Below are 16,857 nucleotides of genomic sequence, written 5' to 3' on the forward strand. Positions count from 1 at the left end.
CCGGTGTCTTCCGGGGCTTGACGCCCTGTCCGACGTTTCAAACTCTAGCCGATCCCCGCTCCGAAAAGCGAATCCGACCGCAATCCGATAAAACGTGCACGCCGAATAAGCACCAGGTCGGGACGCGAAAAGCGAAAACGACCGGCACGAACCGGAAGTGGTGTTTCTGGGGATTGGCCGCTCCGGGACCGTCCGCGCCGATGCGTGTCCGGTGCTCCCTGCCGAGCGACTAGGAAACACTACCCCTGTCCGGGGTCGAAGGCAAACCCGTCCCGGAGACGGTGCGGGTGCAGAGCGCCCGCCCGGGCTTCACGTACGCGCCGTTGGGGTGGTCGTTGCCGGTGACCCACTGGCGCGCGGTGGCCTCGTCGCGGCCGCCGTCGCGGTGCCGCCGGAGCAGACGCTCCTCGCGGACCTCGTCATCCGTGTGTACGTACCAGAGCTCGCGCAGGAGTCGGCGGGCATCGGACCAAGGCGTGTCGGCGGAGGCGAGGTAGTTGCCCTCGGTGATGACGAGCCGGGTGTGCGGGCGGACCACGTGGCGGGCGGCGACCGGTTCGTCCAGGGTGCGGTCGAAGTCCGGGACGTAGATGTCCTGGAACCGGTCGCCGGCGATGCGGCGCAGCAGGGCGAGGTAGCCGTGGGCGTCGAAGGTGACCGGGGCGCCCTTGCGGTGGGTCAGGCCGAGGCGGTCGAGCTGGGCGCCGGAGAGGTGGAAGCCGTCGAGCGGGACGTAGGCGGCGGTGCCGGGGCCTTCGGCACGCTCGACCTCGGCGACCAGGTGGCGGGCCAGGGTGGACTTGCCGGCGCCGGGCGGGCCGGCAAGTCCCAGGATCGTGCGGGCGTTGCTGCCCGGGCCGCGGAGGAAAGCGAGGGCAAGGGCGGTGAGGCGGTCCTCGTTCATGGCCGCACCTTACTGAGCACGCCCGTATTACTGAGCACACCCGTGCTCGGCGCGGCCCCGTGCCGAGCACGAGGGCCGTGCCTGGCACGGAGCCGCCGGGCCGAACCGGCTCAGCGTTCGGCGAGGGCGGGCAGGTCCAGGGTGAGGGTGCCGGCGTCGGCGTCGAGCAGGGCGGGAACGCCGAGCGGGACGGTGAGGGTGGACGGGCAGTGGCCGAAGCCCAGTTCCCAGAGCACGGGGACGCCGAGCCCGCCGAGCCGGTCGAGCATCACGTCCCGGACCCGTTCCGGCCGTCCGCAGCCCTCCCAGGAGCCGAGGGCGACACCGGCCACGCCGTCGAGGGCACCGGAGCGCAGGAGCTGGGTGAGCAGGCGGTCGAGCTGGTAGGGGTGCTCGTTCACGTCTTCGAGCAGCAGGATGCCTCCTTCGTACGAGGCCCGGGCGGCGGGCGTGCCGCGCTCGGCGGTGAGGACGTGGAGGCAGCCGCCGGCCGTGACGCCGCGGGCCCGGCCGGGGACGAGCGGGGCGGCGGTGGGTGAGGTGAGGACGGTGACGGCGGCGGGGTCGAAGAGGGTGCGGCGGAGGTGCTCGGCGGTCGGGCCGTCGGAGACGAAGGAGGCCCCGGCGGCCAGCGGTCCGTACAGGGTGGCGAGGCCGAGGCGCTGGGCGAACGCCTCGTGCAGGGAGCTGACGTCGCTGAAGCCGATGAAGGGCTTGGGCCCGGCGGCGCGCATCGCGGTCCAGTCGAGCAGGTCGGCCATGCGGTGCACGCCGTACCCGCCGCGGGCGCAGATGACGGCGTCGACGGTGGGGTCGAGCCAGGCGTTCCGGAGGTCGGCGGCGCGGTCCGCGTCGGTGCCGGCCAGGTAGCCGAGGGAGGGGTGGGTGTCGAGGACGTGCGGGGCGACGGTGACGCGCAGCCCCCAGGAGCGGAGGATCGCGCACCCGGCGGTGAGGCGCGCCGCGTCGATCGGGCCGCTGGGCGCGACGACGGCGATGTGGTCGCCGGGGCGCAGGTGCGGCGGGCGGGTCAGCCCCTGGCCGGGTGCGGTCGGGTGCTGGTCCATGGGCCGGGCCACCTTTCGGGCGCGGGAGCGGGGTGCGGGCGGTCGCGCTGTGGCCGCGACCGCCCGGTGACGATATGCCCCGTGTCAACCGGCCGATGTCCGCGGGAGGCGGTCCGCTGTCCGGACGGCTTCGGCGGGCTCCGGCGGGTGAGCGCTCTTCAGATGGCCGCCCCCATCACCTCCCGGACCTCGGCGAGGGTGGCGTCGGCGACGGCGTTGGCCCGCTCGGCGCCGTCGCGCAGGACCTGCCGCAGGTGGCCCCGGTCGACGGCGAGTTCGGCGCGGCGGGCGCGCATCGGGCGGAGGAACTCGTTGACGGACTCCGTGACGGTGCGCTTGAGCGCGGCGGCGCCGCCGTCGCCGATCTCCTCGGCGACGGCCTCGGGGGCGCGGTCCTGGCAGAGCGCGGCGAGCAGGACGAGGCTGGAGACCTCGGGACGGTTGACCGGGTCGTAGCCGATCCGGCGGTCGGCGTCGGTCCTGGTGCCGCGGATGATCCGGGCGGTCTCGTCCTCGGTGGCGCCGAGGGCGACCGCGTTGCCCCGGCTCTTGCTCATCTTGCCGCCGTCGGTGCCGAGCAGCATCGGGGCGTCGGAGAGCAGGGCCTGCGGTCGGGGGAAGACGGCGCTGCCGTCGGCGTGCGGGTAGCGCTCGTTGAAGCGGCGGGCGACGGTGCGGGCGACTTCGAGGTGGGGCAGCTGGTCCTGGCCGACCGGGACCAGGTCGGCCTTGCAGAAGAGGATGTCGGCCGCCTGGTGGATGGGGTAGGTGAACATCAGCCCGCTGACGGCGGCCTGCCGGGAGTGGGCGATCTCGTCCTTGACGGTGGGGTTGCGCCCCAGTTCGGCGACGCTGACCAGGCTGAGGAAGGGGAGCAGCAGCTGGTTGAGGGCGGGGACGGCGCTGTGCGGGAAGATCGTCGCCCGCTCGGGGTCGAGGCCGGCGGCGAGGTAGTCGAGGACGAGGTTCTCGGTGTGCTCGGTGAGCCGGTCGGCGAGGTCGCGGTCGGTGATGACCTGGTAGTCGGCGACCACGACGAACATCTCGACTCCCTGGTCCTGGAGCCGGACCCGGTTGCGCAGGGTGCCGAAGTAGTGGCCGAGGTGGAGCGGTCCGGTGGGCCGGTCCCCGGTGAGGACGCGGTGGGCGGTCGGATCGTCGACCGGAGCGGACGGAACGGACGTGTCGGCGGCGGCGGTCGCGAGAGCGGTGCTCGCGGAAGCGGTGGTCGCAGTGGTGGTCGCAGTGGTCACGGCGGCGGTGGTCAAGGTCTCTCTCCTCGGTGCGGCGGCGGTGGCGGCCGTCCGGGGCGAGGGACCCGTCCTGCGGGGAAACGCAGCAGGGCCGTCCATCCCGGACGGCCCTGGTCAGGCGAGTGTGGTGGCCGTCCTAGGACGGCCACCAGCACAGGCCCACGAAGCGCTTCATGCAGCCCACAGTAACGGCGTCAGTCCTCCACGACCAGTGCCGGGGTGTCCTTGTGCAGCGTCTCGCCGCGGAAGAACTCCGGCCGGATGAAGCCGTACCAGGTCATCAGCGCGGCGCCGAGCAGCAGGATGCCGACGCCGATCACGAAGACCGAGCCGATGCCGAAGACCGAACCGCTGCCGTAGTCGGGGTCCCAGGCGTCGGTGAGGGTCTGGAGGAAGACCGCGGTGAGCAGCACGCCGCCGAGGAGCGGGGCGGCGCCCTTGAGCAGCAGGTCGCGGACACCGCCGCGCAGCGAGCGGCGGAAGTACCAGACGCACGCGAAGGCGGTCAGCGCGTAGTAGAAGCAGATCATCAGGCCGAGCGCCAGGATGGTGTCCTGGACGACGTTCTCGCTGATCAGGCTCATCCCGACGTAGAAGACCGCGGTGGCGATGCCCGCCGCGACGGTGGCGTAGCCGGGGGTGCGGAAGCGCGGGTGGACGGCGCCGAAGCGCGGCGGCACGGCGCGGTAGGCACTCATCGCGAGCAGGGTGCGGGCCACCGGGATGAAGGTGGTCTGCAGGCTGGCGGCGGCGCTGGCGACGACGGCCAGGAAGAGCAGGATGCTCCACGGCGAGCCGAGCACCGGACGGGCCAGTGCCGCGAAGACGTTGTCGGCGGTGGCCGGGTTGCCGAGGCCGTTGCCGGTGCTGCCGACGCCCGCGAACATCTGGGAGGCGATCGCGACCAGCAGGTACGAGCCGACCAGGGTGACCATCGAGATCATCGCGGCGCGGCCGGGGGTCTTGGCGCTGCCCTGGGTCTCCTCGTTCATGGTCAGGCAGGTGTCCCAGCCCCAGTACATGAAGATCGACAGCGACAGTCCGGCGGTGAACGCGCTGAACGAGCTGACCTGGAGCGGGTTGAGCCAGGAGAAGGAGAAGCCGATCGAGTCGGGCAGGTCACCGGAGGCGGCCTTGCCGATGGCGATGGCGGAGAAGAGCAGCAGCACGGCCAGTTGGAGGCCGACCAGGCTGTACTGGAACCACTTGGTGGCGGTCATCCCCCGGTAGCTCATCGCGGTGGCGCCGGCGATCAGCAGGACCACGGTGAGCAGGTGGACGGCCTTGTTCTGGTCGAGTTCGGTGACCCAGCCGCTGCCGGTCATCTCCCCGAGCATCAGGTACAGGAAGTCGGTCGCGACCCCGGCCAGGTTGGAGAGCACGATGATGGTCGCCACCGTCAGCCCCCAGCCGGCCATCCAGCCGACCCGGGGGCCGAAGGCCCGGACGCCCCAGGTGAAGGACGTGCCGCAGTCCGGGAAGTCCTTGTTCAGCTCCTTGTACGCGAACGCGACGAGCAGCATCGGCAGGAAGCCCGCCAGGAACACCGCGGGCATCTGGACGCCGACCGCGGTGACGGTCGGTCCGAGTGTCGCTGTCAGGCAGTAGACCGGGGCGACCGTCGAGACGCCCAGCACCACACTGCTCAGCAGGCCGACGGAACCGCCCCGTAGACCCTTGTCCCCCGCTCCCCCAGCGGTCCCCTGACTGCCGGGGACTCCACCACTGATGCCACTGACCGGGGCACCCTGCGGAGCGCCGGGCGCCATTGCCCGGCCGCTGCTCGTGTGCTCTGAGAGCTGCTGATCAAACACCAGCGCACCCTAGAGGCGAGCATGGAAGGTTGAGTAGACCAACCCTTGGTGATCTAAACCACTTACTTCGATTCGTTCGCCTGAAGGCCGCTGGGGTTGCTGTATTTACGGCCTGTTCATCCATGTACCTTTGTTTCAAAGGAGTTGGGCCAAGAAATTTTCTCCCTTTTGCCAAGGTTCGGCATAGTTTGCCCCTCCGGCGCGGACGGCCCGCGACCCCGTCTCCCTCCCATCGGATAGGTTTGCCTAACCTAAATTCGATCGTGAAAGGAGCGTCGCGTGCCCCCCACCTCCGACGACCTGGCCCTCGCCCCCCGCACCGCGACCCGCCGCAGGTTCCTCACCGCCGGGATCGCCGGAGGTGCCGTGCTCGGCCTCGGCGGACTGCTCACCGCCTGCGGCAGCTCGGGCGGCTCGGGCGGCGCGGGTGGATCGGGCGGCAGCGGCGGTTCGGCCCCGGCCGGCGGCGGCTCCTCCCCGAACCAGAAGTCGGTCAAGCAGGGCGGCGACGACTACGCGGCCGTGATCGAGAAGATGAAGGGCTTCGGCACCGACGCCGCCCCCGGCGTCTACCCGCGCACCCTCCGGCACGCGATGGGCGAGACCGTCATCCCGGCCAGGCCCACCCGGGTCGTGGTGCTCGACACCGGCGAGCTCGACAACGTCGTCGCCCTCGGCGTCCAGCCGGTCGGCGTCGTGTACACCGACGGTTCCAAGTCCCTGCCGTCCTACCTCAAGGACAAGGCAGGCAGCCCCGCCGCCGTCGGCACCATCAACAGCCTCAACCTGGAGGCCATCGCCGCGCTCAAGCCGGACCTGATCCTCGGCAGCCAGCTGCGGGCCCAGGACCAGTACGCCCAGCTGTCCAAGATCGCGCCGACCGTCTTCTCGCTGCGCCCCGGCTACCCCTGGAAGCAGAACTTCCTGCTCAACGCGAGTGCGTTCGGCCTGGAGGCCGAGGCCAAGGCGCAGCTCGACGCGTACCAGGCGGCGGCCGCGGCGATCGGCGCGAAGCTCGGCGACAAGCGGCCCACCATCACTCCGCTGCGCTTCATGCCGGGCCGGACCCGGCTCTACGCCGAGCTCTCCTTCATCGGCACCATCCTCACCGACGTGCCGCTGCCGCAGCCCGGGATCGAGCAGGTCCAGGAGCTCGCGGTGGAGGTCAGCCCGGAGCAGATCGACAAGGCCGACGCCGACTGGATCTTCTACGGCGTGTACGGAAGCCCCAGCTCGACCAACCAGGACGCGGTGCTGGGCGGCGCGCTCTGGAAGACGCTCGGTGCGGTCAAGTCCGGTCAGGCCCGGCCGGTTTCGGACGAGACCTGGTTCCTCGGGCTCGGCGTCATGGCGGCGAACGCGGTGCTCGCCGACCTCAAGGGCTTTGTCGCGCCCGCTGGTTGATCTCCCGGTCGGTCCTTGACCGGCCCGAGGGCGGGTCGCTCGCCGGTCGCTCGGCCGATCCCGCCCGGCGGGGCGGGATCGGGGCCCGCGGGCAGAACACGGCGCCGTTCCGGTCGTGTGGCAACGGTGTTCGCCCTGCGCGGTCTTGGGCGATCCCGGGGTGATCCCACGACGATCCCGCGGTGGTATCGCGCACACCGTCGGGTTCGACGCTTGGAGCTGATCGCGTGGTGCGGGAGGATCGTCGGGACCGTTCCCCGAAGGGCCCGCAGATGACTTCGCTCCACCCCGCCGCAACCGACCCGTCCCTGCCCGGCCCGCCCGGGGACAGCGCCGGATCCTCACCCCCGCCCGCCGTGCCGGGCCCGCCCGCCGCGGCCGTCCCGGTGTGCTCGATCGCCACCGTCGTCGAGCCCGGTGCGGCCGTGCCCGGCTTCCCGGAGGGAGGGGCGTGCCGGACCGGCCCGGCACGCCTCGACTCGGTGCCGCAGCCGCGCAGCCGGTACGACGCGGAGGCGGCGACCGTCCCGCCGGCGGACGCGTGCCGTCGACCGGTCGCGGAGGTACCGGCCCCGCCCGGCGTGGACGCGGAGACCGAGGACGGTCCGGCCGCTCCCGGCGCATCCGACGAGCGTGCCGCCGCGGCACCCGACGCCCTCCACGGGCCGGACGGAACCGAGACCGGGTTCGTCCGGTTCGGGTCCGCCGCCGCACCCTCGGAGGCCGGCCCGTCCGTGCCGACGCAGCGCACGATGCGCGAAGAGCCGCGGATCCTGGGATCCCGGCGGCCGTCGCCCTCACGGCGACTGCGCCGGATGCACCCGCAGGCCGCCCAGAGCGGGCAGGGGGCGACCGCACGGGAGACGGCCGCGTCCGGCCCGACCGGAACGGGCCTGCCGGGTACCACCGACCGGGCCGACCAACGGGGCGGCGAACGGGGCGAACGGGCCGCCGCGACGGGAGCGGCGGCGCAGGGACCGTCGTTCGGAACCGGAGCTCCCCGAACCGGAGCTCCCCGAGCCGGGGCCCTCGATGCCGGCTCCGGAACCGGCATCGCCATCGGGAGCTCTGCCGGGACCGACCCCGCCGCCGTCGACCGCTCTGCCGTCGACGGCACCGTCGGCCCCTCCGCCGGGGCCTCCGCCGGGGCCTCGTGGGCCGAACCGCCGCTCGGCATCCTGATCGGCGCCGGCCCGGGGCCCACCGAGGCCCTCGGTCGGCCGGAGGAACGGGCACCGGTACGGGTGGCGGCCCGGCCGATCCGGGTCGGCCGCGGCACCTGCCTGGTGGTGCTGCCCTCCTGGCGGCCCGCCATCGCCGTCTCGGTGCCGACCGACCAGCTGCTGTCTTCGACCGGGCTCGCGGCCGACCAACTGGTCGGCGCCCCGCTGACGGTGCTGATGAACCCCGCCGCGCTGCACGACCGGGAGCTGGAACTGCACGGCTGGGAGCCCGGTCCGGCCGCGCGGACCCGGCGCGGCGGGCGCGGGTAGCCGCTCCACCGGGCGCCGTTCGGTGCCGGGCCGCGCGGGCCCGACAGGCCGGGAGGGCGCCTGGCCGCACAGGTCCAGCGGGCCCAGCGGCGCTAGCGGGCCCGACGGGTGACCGGGACGTTCGGGACGTATCCGAGGTCGACCGGCACCGGCGGTCGACCGTCCACGGCCCAGCCCGCGCGGACCGTGCCCAGCAGTTCCGGCAGCGCGGGCGGCCAGAGCGCGTCGGCGTTCTCGTCGGCGAGGTCGGCCGGGGTCCACCAGCGCCAGTCCAGGATCCGGTCGACCGCGTGCACCGCGCTGACGTCGCCGACCGGGCCGCGGTGCGGCCCTGCGGTGAGGTAGATGTGCTCGTGCTGGCGGACCGGGGTGCCGTGCCAGGTGAAGTCGTGCTCCCAGGTGCAGAGCAGCGGGCCGGGTTCGAGGTCGCTCCAGCCCGTCTCCTCCCACAGCTCGCGCCGGGCGCCGTCCCACGGGGTCTCGCCCCGCTCCAGTCCGCCGCCCGGCATGGTCCAGTGCACGCCGACCTCGTCGTTGTCCGAACGGAGCAGGAAGACCGAGCCGTTCTCGTCCAGGACCACCGTGCGGGCGGCCTGCCTCGGCCTGCGCTTGCGGGAGCTCAGCAGATTTCGCATCGGGTCACTCTCGCAGTGGCCGACCGGGGCGTCGAGCGGATTCGGCACTCCGGTCGGGTGCTCGGGTCGGCCGGTCCGTCGTGGCGGGCCCGGGATCAGCCCGCCGACCGTACTCTGACGGCCATGCCCGTACCCGCGATCATCTTCCCCGCCGATCCGCTCAACCCGCGCCGGCCCGACCCGCACTTCGCCTGGGAGGCCAGGATGCTGCGGGAGTTGGGCGGCGAGCACCATCTGGTCGACCACGACGGGCTGCTCGCCGGGCGGGCCGAGGAGGCCGTCCGACGGGTACCGGCGGACAGCGGGCCGCTCTGGTACCGGGGTTGGATGCTGCCCACCGCCCGGTACGCCGACTTCTCCGCAGCGCTCACCGCCCGCGGCGGCACCCTGCTGACCAGCCCGCCCGGATACGCGGCGGCCCACGAACTGCCCGGCTGGTACGACGTGTTCGAGGGTGCGACGCCGGCCAGCGCGTGGATCCCGTCGGAGGGGCCGGTGGTGCCCGGGCCCGAGGAACTGGCGGAGGCCGCGGCCCGGCTCGGCGGGCACGGGCCGGCGATCGTCAAGGACTACGTGAAGTCGCGCAAGCACGAGTGGCACGAGGCCTGCTACGTGCCCGAGTTGGCCGACCTGGCGGCCGTCGGGCGGGTGGTGGAACGGTTCGTCGAGCTGCAGGGCGAGTTCCTGGCGGGCGGCGTGGTGCTGCGGCGGTACGAGGAGTTCGAGGGCGCGGGCGTCCCGGCGGGGCCGGCCGGCGCGAACGGCACCGACCGCGCGGCCGACGCGAGCGGGGTGTCCGGTGCCGCCGGTGCGGCCGGCCCGGAGCGCGCCGACGGCGACGCGCCGGGCACCGGCGGGCGGCCCGTGGAGGCCCGGGTGTGGTGGCTGGACGGCCGGCCCGTCCTGGTCGGACCGCACCCGGACGCCCCGCGCCGGACCGTCGAACCCGACCTCACCGATGTCCCGGCGCTGGTCCGCAGGCTCGGCTGCCGCTTCGTCACCACCGACCTCGCCAGCCGGGCGGACGGCTCCGGCTGGCGGGTGGTCGAGGTCGGCGACGGGCAGGTGAGCGACCTGCCGCGCGGGATCGACGCCTCGGGACTGCTGGCCTCGCTGATCGCCGCCTGACGGTTCGTACGAAGGACCGCCGGACGGGACGTGGAGGTTCGAGGTCGCAGAGGTTCAGGGTCGCAGAGGTTCGGGATCGCGGCCGGCCGGGGGCCGGCTTGACGCCGCCCCCGGGCCCGGGTGCGGGGCGGCCTATCCGGCGGCCACGGCCTCGGCCGCCGGGTGGCCGTCGGCGATGAACGCCCGCCAGAGCCGGCTGTAGGTGCCGCCCAGGGCGAGCAGTTCGGCGTGCGTACCGTCCTCGACCACCCGGCCGTGGTCCAGCACGACCACCCGGTCGGCACGCTCGGCGGTGGTCAGGCGGTGGGCGATGACCAGGGTGGTCCGTCCGCCGCTGAGCCGGTCCGCGGCCTGGTTGACCGCGGCCTCGGTGGCCAGGTCGAGCGCCGCGGTGGCCTCGTCGAGCAGCAGGATGTCCGGATCGACCAGCTCCGCCCGGGCCAGCGCGATCAGCTGGCGCTGACCCGCCGAGAGGTTGCGCCCGCGGCCGGCCACCTCGTGGTCGTAGCCGCCCGAGAGCCGGACGATCATGTCGTGCGCGCCGACCGCCCGGGCCGCCGCCTCCACCTCGGCCGCCGAGGCGCCCGGCCGGCCGTAGGCGATGGCCTCGCGGACCGTGCCCGCGAACAGGTACGCCTCCTGCGGCACCACACCCAGGCGGTGGCGATACTGCGCCAGGTCGTAGCGGGTGAGGTCGACCCCGTCCACCCGGACGGTGCCCTCCGTCGCGTCGTAGAACCGGGCGACCAGCTTCACCAGCGTCGACTTTCCGGCGCCGGTCTCGCCGACCAGCGCCACCGTCTGCCCGGCCGGGATGTGCAGGTCCACGCCGCTCAGCACGGTCGGGGCGCCGTCCGCACCGCCGTTGTAGGCGAAGCCGACGCCCTCGAAGGAGATCTCGCCGCGCAGGCCCTTGACCACGGGGACCGGGTCGGCCGCCTCGGCGGTGGTGGTCGGGGTGCGCAGCAGCTCGCGGATGCGGCCGAGGCCCACCGAGGCCTGCTGGTACCCGTCGAACACCTGGGACAGCTGGTTGACCGGCGCGAAGAACAGGTCGATGTAGAGCAGGTACGCGACCAGCGCGCCGACCGTCAGCGTCCCGGCGTCGACCCGGGCCGCGCCGACGATCAGCACCAGCGCGGCGGCCACGCTGGAGAGGAACTGGACGAACGGGAAGTACAGCGAGATGTAGAGCTGGGCCCTGACCCGGGCCTCGCGGTAGGCGATGCCCCGGGCCACGAAGCGGTCGGTGTTGGTGTCCAGGCGGCGGAACGCCTGGACGATCCGCATGCCGGCCACGTTCTCCTGGAGGTCGGCGTTGACGGTGCCGATCAGGTCGCGGGAGCGCTCGTACTGGTCCTTGGACTTCTTGCGGAACACCAGGGTGGCGATCACCAGCAGTGGCAGGACGGCGAAAACCACCAGTGCCAGGCCGGCGTCGATGATCAGCAGGGCGGCGAAGATCCCGGCGAAGGTCAGCAGGCTGACCACCGCGGTGACCATGCCGGTCTGGAGGAAGGAGGTCAGCGAGTCCAGGTCGGTGGTCATCCGGGTCATGATCCGGCCGGTCAGCTCGCGCTCGTAGTAGTCCAGGCCGAGCCGGTTGAGGTGGGCGAAGATCTTGAGCCGGAGCGTGTAGAGGACGCGCTCGCCGGTACGGCCGCTGACCCGGTTCTCCGCGCCCTGCACCACCCAGTCCAGCAGCACCACGACGAGTGCGGTGAGCGAGGCGACCGCGACGCCGGACATCAGGCCCTTGCGGACGCCGTCGTCGATGCCGTGCCGGATCAGCACCGGCAGCACCAGTCCGGCCGCCGCGTCCAGGGCTACCAGCACGAGGGCGATGAGCAGCGGGGTGCGGAAGGAGCGCAGCAGGCGGCGCAGGGTGAAGTCGGGGTCGCCGGCCTCGGCCTCGGCGCGGGGGACGTCCGGGGTGTCGGAGGCCGGCGGCAGGGCCGCGACCCGGTCCAGCAGGTCGGGGTCGGCGGTGCGGGCGGCCTTGGCCAGGGCGGGGGTGGGGAGGACGGGGGTCGCCCGGGTTCCGGTGGTTCCCGCGGTGTCGTCGGTGTCGTCGGTTCCGGGAGTGGCCCGGGTTCCGGCGGTGTCGTCGGTTCCGGCGGTGCCGGGAGCGCCGTCGGTGGGAGTGCCGTCGGCGGCCCGCTGCCCGGTTGCCCGCCCGGGCTTCGCCGGGGCCGCCGCCGGGGACACCGGTTCATCGGATGCCGGTTCGGGGGTGGAGTGCCGGTCGGCGGAGCCGGCCTCGGGGTCGGTGATCAGGGCCCGGTACTGGGGACATCGGGCTTCGAGTTCCTCGTGCGTTCCGAGGTCCAGCAGCCGGCCGCGCTCCAGGACGGCGATCCGGTCGGCGAGTTGGAGGGTCGAGCGGCGGTGGGCGATCAGCAGCGTGGTGCGGCCGGTCATCACCGAGCGCAGCGCGTCGTGGATCTCCGCCTCGATCTGCGGGTCCACCGCCGAGGTGGCGTCGTCCAGCAGCAGGATCCGGGGGTCGGTGAGGATCGCCCGGGCCAGTGCGATGCGCTGGCGCTGGCCGCCGGAGAGGGTCAGGCCCTGCTCGCCGACCTTGGTGTCGTAGCCGTCCGGCAGCGCGCGGACGAACTCGTCGGCCTGGGCGGCGCGGGCTGCGGCGACCACCTGTTCGTCCGTCGCGTCCGGACGGCCGTAGGCGATGTTGGTGCGGACCGACTCGGAGAAGAGGAAGCTCTCCTCGGGGACGATGCCGACCGTCGCGCGGACCGAGTCCAGGGTGAGGTCGCGCAGGTCGTGGCCGTACAGGCGGACGGTGCCGGAGGCGGGGTCGTAGAAGCGGGGCACCAGCTGGGCCACCGTCGACTTGCCGGAGCCGGAAGCGCCGACCAGGGCGAGGGTCTCGCCGGGGGCCAGCTTCAGGCTGAGGCCGTGCAGGACGGGGGCGGGGTGCTCGGGGTCGTAGCGGAACTCGACCCGGTCGAATTCCAGGGCGACGTCGGGGGTCCGCGGGCCGACGGGGGCGGCAGCGAGGGCGTTGGCGGCAGCGTCGGCGGGGGCGCTGGCGGGGGCGTTGGCGGTGGTGCCGATCGCCGGGGCGCCGGCCGGGGGGCCATCGTGCGCGAGGTCCAGGGTGCGGGCGTCCGGTCGCTCCTGGACCAGCGGGCGCTCGTCGATCAGCTGCAGGACCCGCTCGACGCCGGCCCGGGCCTGCTGGCCGACGGTGATGACCATGGTCATCATCCGCACCGGGCCGGTCATCTGGGCGACGTAGGTGGAGAAGGCGACGAAGGTCCCCAGCGTGACCCGGCCGTCGACGGCCAGCCAGCCGCCGAAGGCGAGGACGCCGACCTGGGCGAGCGCCGGGATCGCCTGCATCGCCGGGTTGTACCGGGCGTTGAGCCGGATCGACCGGAGCCGGGCCGCGAAGAGGTTGTGGGAGGCCTCCTCCAGCTTGTCGAGCTCCTGCGCCTCCTGTCCGAAGCCCTTGACCACGCGGACGCCGCCGATCGCGCCGTCCACCACGCCCGCGACGGCGGCCGCCTCCTGCTGGGCGGCCCAGGTGGCGGGGAAGAGGCGCTTGCGGCTGAGCACCGAGACCCACCACAGCGCGGGGGCCATGACCAGGGCGACCAGGGTGAGCGGCGGGGACAGCCAGACCATCACGGCCAGCGACATGACGAACATCAGCAGGTAGCCGGTCATCATCGGCAGCATCGAGAGCAGGCCGTTGACCAGCTGGAGGTCGGAGGTCGCCCGCCCGATCACCTGTCCGGTGTCCAGCCGGTCCTGGCGGTGGCCGTCGAGCCGGCCGAGCGAGCGGAACAGGTCGCTGCGCATGTCGTGCTGGACGTCGACCGCGAGCTGGCCGCCGTAGTAGCGGCGGACCTGGGTGCAGCCGAAGACCACGAGGGCGGCGAGCAGCAGCACCACCGCCCAGGGGGCCAGCGAGCGGGTGTGGGCGATGATGACGTCGTCGATGATCAGCTTGGTGACCAGCGGCACCAGCGCGGTGACGGCCATGCCGAGGAGCGAGGCGCCGAACGCGAGCAGCAGGCTGCGCCGGGACCGCCAGCTGTAGCCGACCAGACGGCGCAGCCAGCCGGCCGCCTCGGCACCTTGGGCGGCCTCCGCGGCCGGACCGGTGTTCCCGACGGCGGTCTGCGGGCTGTCGGCGGGAGCCTCCGGGGTCGGGCCGGGGGCCGGGGGGCCGCTCGGGGATTGCTCCACCGTGGATCCGTGAGTCTCAGGCATATTTAGGGATGCTAACCATTTCGTCGGGTGGCCGCCATGGCGTTTCCGAGCCGGAGGGGTTCGGGGCCGGCCAGGGGAGCCCCGATCATCCGGCCCGGCGGACTCGCCAACAGCCGACGGCCTGCGGTGATTCCCGGGCGGACACTCGAACGGCCCACTCCCCCGGCCGTTTTCAGGATCGCCGACCACCCCTCGCGCGCCCAGCGGCCGGGGACGGGTCGGGCGTCACCCTTTGGGACCAGGCCTCCGGACGGACTGCCGCCGAGCGCCTCAACCGCCCGCGGCCGCCGAACCGTCGGCGGGGACGCCCGCGGACGCCGAACCGCCGGCGGGGACGCCTGCCGATTCCGCGGCCGCCGCGAACGCGCCGTGGGCGAGGGCGTGGAGCAGGGCGGCCATGCCGTCGCGCTGGAGGGCGACGCGCTCGCCGTGGTCGGGGTTCGGGCCGAGGCTGTGCGGGGTCGAGTTGATCAGGCCGAAGACGGCGTGCACGGCGGCCCGCGCCACCGGCTCGGCGGCGGGGCCGGCCAGCGGCGGGTAGGCCTGCCGGACCACGTCCACCCACAGCTCGACGTAGCCGCGCTGGAGCCGGCGGACGGTGCGCCGGTCCTCCTCCTTGAGGTTCAGCAGCTCCCGGTCGTGCAGGGTGATCAGGTCCCGGTCGTCCAGGGCGAAGTCGACGTGGCCGCTGATCAGCGCGTCCAGCGCGGCGGCCGGGCCTTCGCCGCCACCGGCCCGGCGGCGCCCCTCGTCCAGCAGGCGCTCGCTGATGCCGATCAGCAGGTCCGCGAGCATCGCGTCCTTGCCGGCGAAGTGGCGGTAGAGCCCGGGGCCGCTGATCCCGACCGCCTTGCCGATCTCGTCCACCCCCACACCGAGGAAGCCCCGGGCCGCGAACAGCCTCGCGGCCTCCCGGCGGATCTGGTCGCGACGGGGGAGCGCGGAGGCGGCGGGGACGTTCGGCATGCCGTCCATCGTAGACAGTCGGGTTATCGGCCGTTAACCTGGGCGCGTAAGTTAACGTTAATTAACGTGGCGATCACGGGCGGACGCACCCGGCTGCCCACCTGGTGCCGAGGGCAAGGGAGCTCTTGGGAATGGTCATCTCAACCGCCGGAACATCCACCGGCTTCCGGCTCGGCGCAGCGGCCGGCACTGCCGCGCCCGGCGCCGCACCGTCCGCGGCCGCCGCACCGGCGCCCCGGCTCGGCAGCTCCGTCGACCCGGGCTCCGAGGCCTACCGCGCGAACACCGAAGCGCACCGGGCCCTGGTCGACGAGCTGCGCGCGAAGCTCGACGCGGCCGCCCTGGGCGGCGGTGCCAAGGCCCGCGCCCGGCACACCTCCCGCGGAAAGCTGCTGCCCCGCGACCGGGTGGACACCCTGCTCGATCCGGCCTCCCCCTTCCTGGAGCTGGCCCCGCTGGCCGCCGACGGGATGTACGACGGCGCGGCGCCCGCGGCCGGGGTGATCGCCGGCATCGGCCGGGTCGCCGGACGCGAGGTGGTGGTGGTCGCCAACGACGCCACCGTCAAGGGCGGCACCTACTACCCGATGACGGTGAAGAAGCACCTGCGCGCCCAGGAGGTCGCGCTGGAGAACCGGCTGCCCTGCGTCTACCTGGTGGACTCCGGCGGCGCCTTCCTCCCGATGCAGGACGAGGTCTTCCCGGACCGCGACCACTTCGGCCGGATCTTCTACAACCAGGCCCGGCTCTCCGCCGCGGGCATCCCGCAGATCGCCGCGGTGCTCGGCTCGTGCACGGCCGGTGGCGCGTACGTCCCGGCGATGAGCGACCAGGCCGTGATCGTCCGCAACCAGGGCACGATCTTCCTGGGCGGCCCGCCGCTGGTGAAGGCCGCCACCGGTGAGGTGGTCACCGCCGAGGAGCTGGGCGGCGGCGAGCTGCACTCCCGCACCTCCGGCGTGACGGACCACCTGGCCGAGGACGACGCCCACGCCCTCTCCATCGTCCGCACGATCGTCGCCGGGCTCGGCCCGCGCGAGGCCAGGCCGTGGCCGCTCACCCCGGTCGAGCCGCCGGCCGTCGACCCGGCGGGCCTGTACGGCGCCGTGCCGGTCGACCCGCGCACGCCCTACGACGTGCGCGAGGTGATCGCCCGCCTGGTGGACGGCAGCCGGTTCGCCGAGTTCAAGGCGGAGTACGGCGCCACCCTGGTCACCGGCTTCGCCCGGATCCACGGCCACCCGGTCGGCATCGTCGCCAACAACGGCGTGCTGTTCTCCGAGTCGGCCGTCAAGGGCGCCCACTTCATCGAGTTGTGCGACCAGCGCGGCATCCCCCTCCTCTTCCTCCAGAACATCACCGGGTTCATGGTCGGCCGGCAGTACGAGGCCGGCGGCATCGCCAAGCACGGCGCCAAGATGGTCAACGCCGTCGCCTGCACCCGCGTCCCGAAGCTGACCGTGGTGGTCGGCGGCTCGTACGGGGCCGGCAACTACTCGATGTGCGGCCGGGCCTACTCACCTCGCTTCCTGTGGATGTGGCCGGGCGCCAAGATCTCCGTGATGGGCGGCGAGCAGGCGGCCTCCGTCCTCGCCACCGTCCGCCGCGACCAGCTGGAGGCGCACGGCGAGCAGTGGCCGGCCGAGGCGGAGGAGGAGTTCAAACGCCCCGTCCGCGAGCAGTACGAGCGCCAGGGCAACGCCTACTACGCCACCGCCCGGCTCTGGGACGACGGTGTGATCGACCCGATGGACACCCGCACCGTCGTCGGTCTCGCGCTCACCGCCTGCGCCAACGCCCCGCTGGCACCGCCCGCTCCGTACGGCGTCTTCCGCATGTGATCCCGCCTCGTGTCACCCCTGCGTCCGTGACCCCTCCCTTCCGGGTGTGACTCCCCGCGGCGGCGGCCCCACCGGGGCGGCGGCCCCCCCCCCCACCCGCCCCTCCAAGGTTC

The 16,857-nt window shown here is 73.5% G+C and carries 11 protein-coding genes; 4 read left to right on the plus strand and 7 right to left on the minus strand.

Features of this window, described 5'->3' with window-relative positions; all coding sequences use genetic code 11:
- Positions 1–229: 229 nt before the first annotated feature.
- The 4 genes from ACFWJ4_RS37260 to ACFWJ4_RS37275 form a co-directional block, all read right to left on the minus strand.
- The gene (locus ACFWJ4_RS37260; RefSeq protein ID WP_380552672.1) at positions 230–904 is read right to left on the minus strand and encodes a nucleoside/nucleotide kinase family protein; all 675 of its coding nucleotides are present in this window, start codon (positions 902–904) and stop codon (positions 230–232) included.
- Positions 905–1,014: 110 nt separating this feature from the next.
- The gene (locus ACFWJ4_RS37265) at positions 1,015–1,971 is read right to left on the minus strand and encodes an LD-carboxypeptidase (protein WP_359908937.1); all 957 of its coding nucleotides are present in this window, start codon (positions 1,969–1,971) and stop codon (positions 1,015–1,017) included.
- A 158-nt stretch (positions 1,972–2,129) separates the two neighbouring features.
- The gene (gene trpS / locus ACFWJ4_RS37270) at positions 2,130–3,239 is read right to left on the minus strand and encodes a tryptophan--tRNA ligase (protein ID WP_380552675.1); all 1,110 of its coding nucleotides are present in this window, start codon (positions 3,237–3,239) and stop codon (positions 2,130–2,132) included.
- A 179-nt stretch (positions 3,240–3,418) separates the two neighbouring features.
- Entirely contained in the window at positions 3,419–4,993 is a 1,575-nt protein-coding gene (locus tag ACFWJ4_RS37275; RefSeq protein ID WP_359909001.1) for an APC family permease, read from the minus strand.
- 324 nt (positions 4,994–5,317) lie between these two features.
- On the opposite strand from ACFWJ4_RS37275, the gene ACFWJ4_RS37280 reads away from it, so the two are divergent.
- Together ACFWJ4_RS37280 and ACFWJ4_RS37285 are read left to right on the plus strand one after the other, a co-directional pair.
- Positions 5,318–6,442, plus strand: coding sequence for an ABC transporter substrate-binding protein (locus ACFWJ4_RS37280; protein WP_380552678.1), 1,125 nt, complete (start codon positions 5,318–5,320; stop codon positions 6,440–6,442).
- 272 nt (positions 6,443–6,714) lie between these two features.
- Entirely contained in the window at positions 6,715–7,935 is a 1,221-nt protein-coding gene (locus tag ACFWJ4_RS37285) for a hypothetical protein (RefSeq protein ID WP_380552681.1), read from the plus strand.
- 92 nt (positions 7,936–8,027) lie between these two features.
- Here ACFWJ4_RS37285 and ACFWJ4_RS37290 read toward each other — a convergent pair whose 3' ends face one another.
- On the minus strand, positions 8,028–8,570 hold the full coding sequence (locus ACFWJ4_RS37290; protein ID WP_380552684.1) for an NUDIX hydrolase: 543 nt from the start codon (positions 8,568–8,570) through the stop codon (positions 8,028–8,030).
- Positions 8,571–8,693: 123 nt separating this feature from the next.
- On the opposite strand from ACFWJ4_RS37290, the gene ACFWJ4_RS37295 reads away from it, so the two are divergent.
- Positions 8,694–9,698, plus strand: a complete 1,005-nt coding sequence (locus ACFWJ4_RS37295) for an ATP-grasp domain-containing protein (protein ID WP_380552687.1) — start codon at positions 8,694–8,696, stop codon at positions 9,696–9,698.
- Positions 9,699–9,830: 132 nt separating this feature from the next.
- Here ACFWJ4_RS37295 and ACFWJ4_RS37300 read toward each other — a convergent pair whose 3' ends face one another.
- Both ACFWJ4_RS37300 and ACFWJ4_RS37305 read right to left on the minus strand, forming a co-directional pair.
- Entirely contained in the window at positions 9,831–13,937 is a 4,107-nt protein-coding gene (locus ACFWJ4_RS37300) for an ABC transporter transmembrane domain-containing protein (protein WP_380552690.1), read from the minus strand.
- A 270-nt stretch (positions 13,938–14,207) separates the two neighbouring features.
- Complete coding sequence (locus ACFWJ4_RS37305) at positions 14,208–14,903, minus strand: TetR/AcrR family transcriptional regulator (RefSeq protein ID WP_380552693.1); 696 nt, start codon at positions 14,901–14,903, stop codon at positions 14,208–14,210.
- A 131-nt stretch (positions 14,904–15,034) separates the two neighbouring features.
- Between ACFWJ4_RS37305 and ACFWJ4_RS37310 the strand changes: the two genes are divergently transcribed.
- A complete protein-coding gene (locus tag ACFWJ4_RS37310) occupies positions 15,035–16,744 on the plus strand; it encodes a carboxyl transferase domain-containing protein (RefSeq protein WP_359908961.1) in 1,710 nt (569 codons plus the stop codon).
- Positions 16,745–16,857: the final 113 nt, after the last annotated feature.

It is taken from the genome of Kitasatospora sp. NPDC127067, from assembly GCF_042724755.1.
Lineage (GTDB): Bacteria > Actinomycetota > Actinomycetes > Streptomycetales > Streptomycetaceae > Kitasatospora > Kitasatospora lactacystinica.

What these genes read in the sequence shown, in the direction of transcription:
- ACFWJ4_RS37260 (WP_380552672.1), bottom strand. Translation starts at nt 904, where the DNA reads ATGAACGAGGACCGCCTCACCGCCCTTGCCCTCGCTTTCCTCCGCGGC.
- ACFWJ4_RS37285 (WP_380552681.1), top strand. Translation starts at nt 6,715, where the DNA reads ATGACTTCGCTCCACCCCGCCGCAACCGACCCGTCCCTGCCCGGCCCG.
- ACFWJ4_RS37295 (WP_380552687.1), top strand. Translation starts at nt 8,694, where the DNA reads ATGCCCGTACCCGCGATCATCTTCCCCGCCGATCCGCTCAACCCGCGC.
- ACFWJ4_RS37305 (WP_380552693.1), bottom strand. Translation starts at nt 14,903, where the DNA reads ATGCCGAACGTCCCCGCCGCCTCCGCGCTCCCCCGTCGCGACCAGATC.
- ACFWJ4_RS37310 (WP_359908961.1), top strand. Translation starts at nt 15,035, where the DNA reads ATGGTCATCTCAACCGCCGGAACATCCACCGGCTTCCGGCTCGGCGCA.
- ACFWJ4_RS37265 (WP_359908937.1), bottom strand. Translation starts at nt 1,971, where the DNA reads ATGGACCAGCACCCGACCGCACCCGGCCAGGGGCTGACCCGCCCGCCG.
- ACFWJ4_RS37300 (WP_380552690.1), bottom strand. Translation starts at nt 13,937, where the DNA reads ATGCCTGAGACTCACGGATCCACGGTGGAGCAATCCCCGAGCGGCCCC.
- ACFWJ4_RS37275 (WP_359909001.1), bottom strand. Translation starts at nt 4,993, where the DNA reads ATGGCGCCCGGCGCTCCGCAGGGTGCCCCGGTCAGTGGCATCAGTGGT.
- ACFWJ4_RS37290 (WP_380552684.1), bottom strand. Translation starts at nt 8,570, where the DNA reads ATGCGAAATCTGCTGAGCTCCCGCAAGCGCAGGCCGAGGCAGGCCGCC.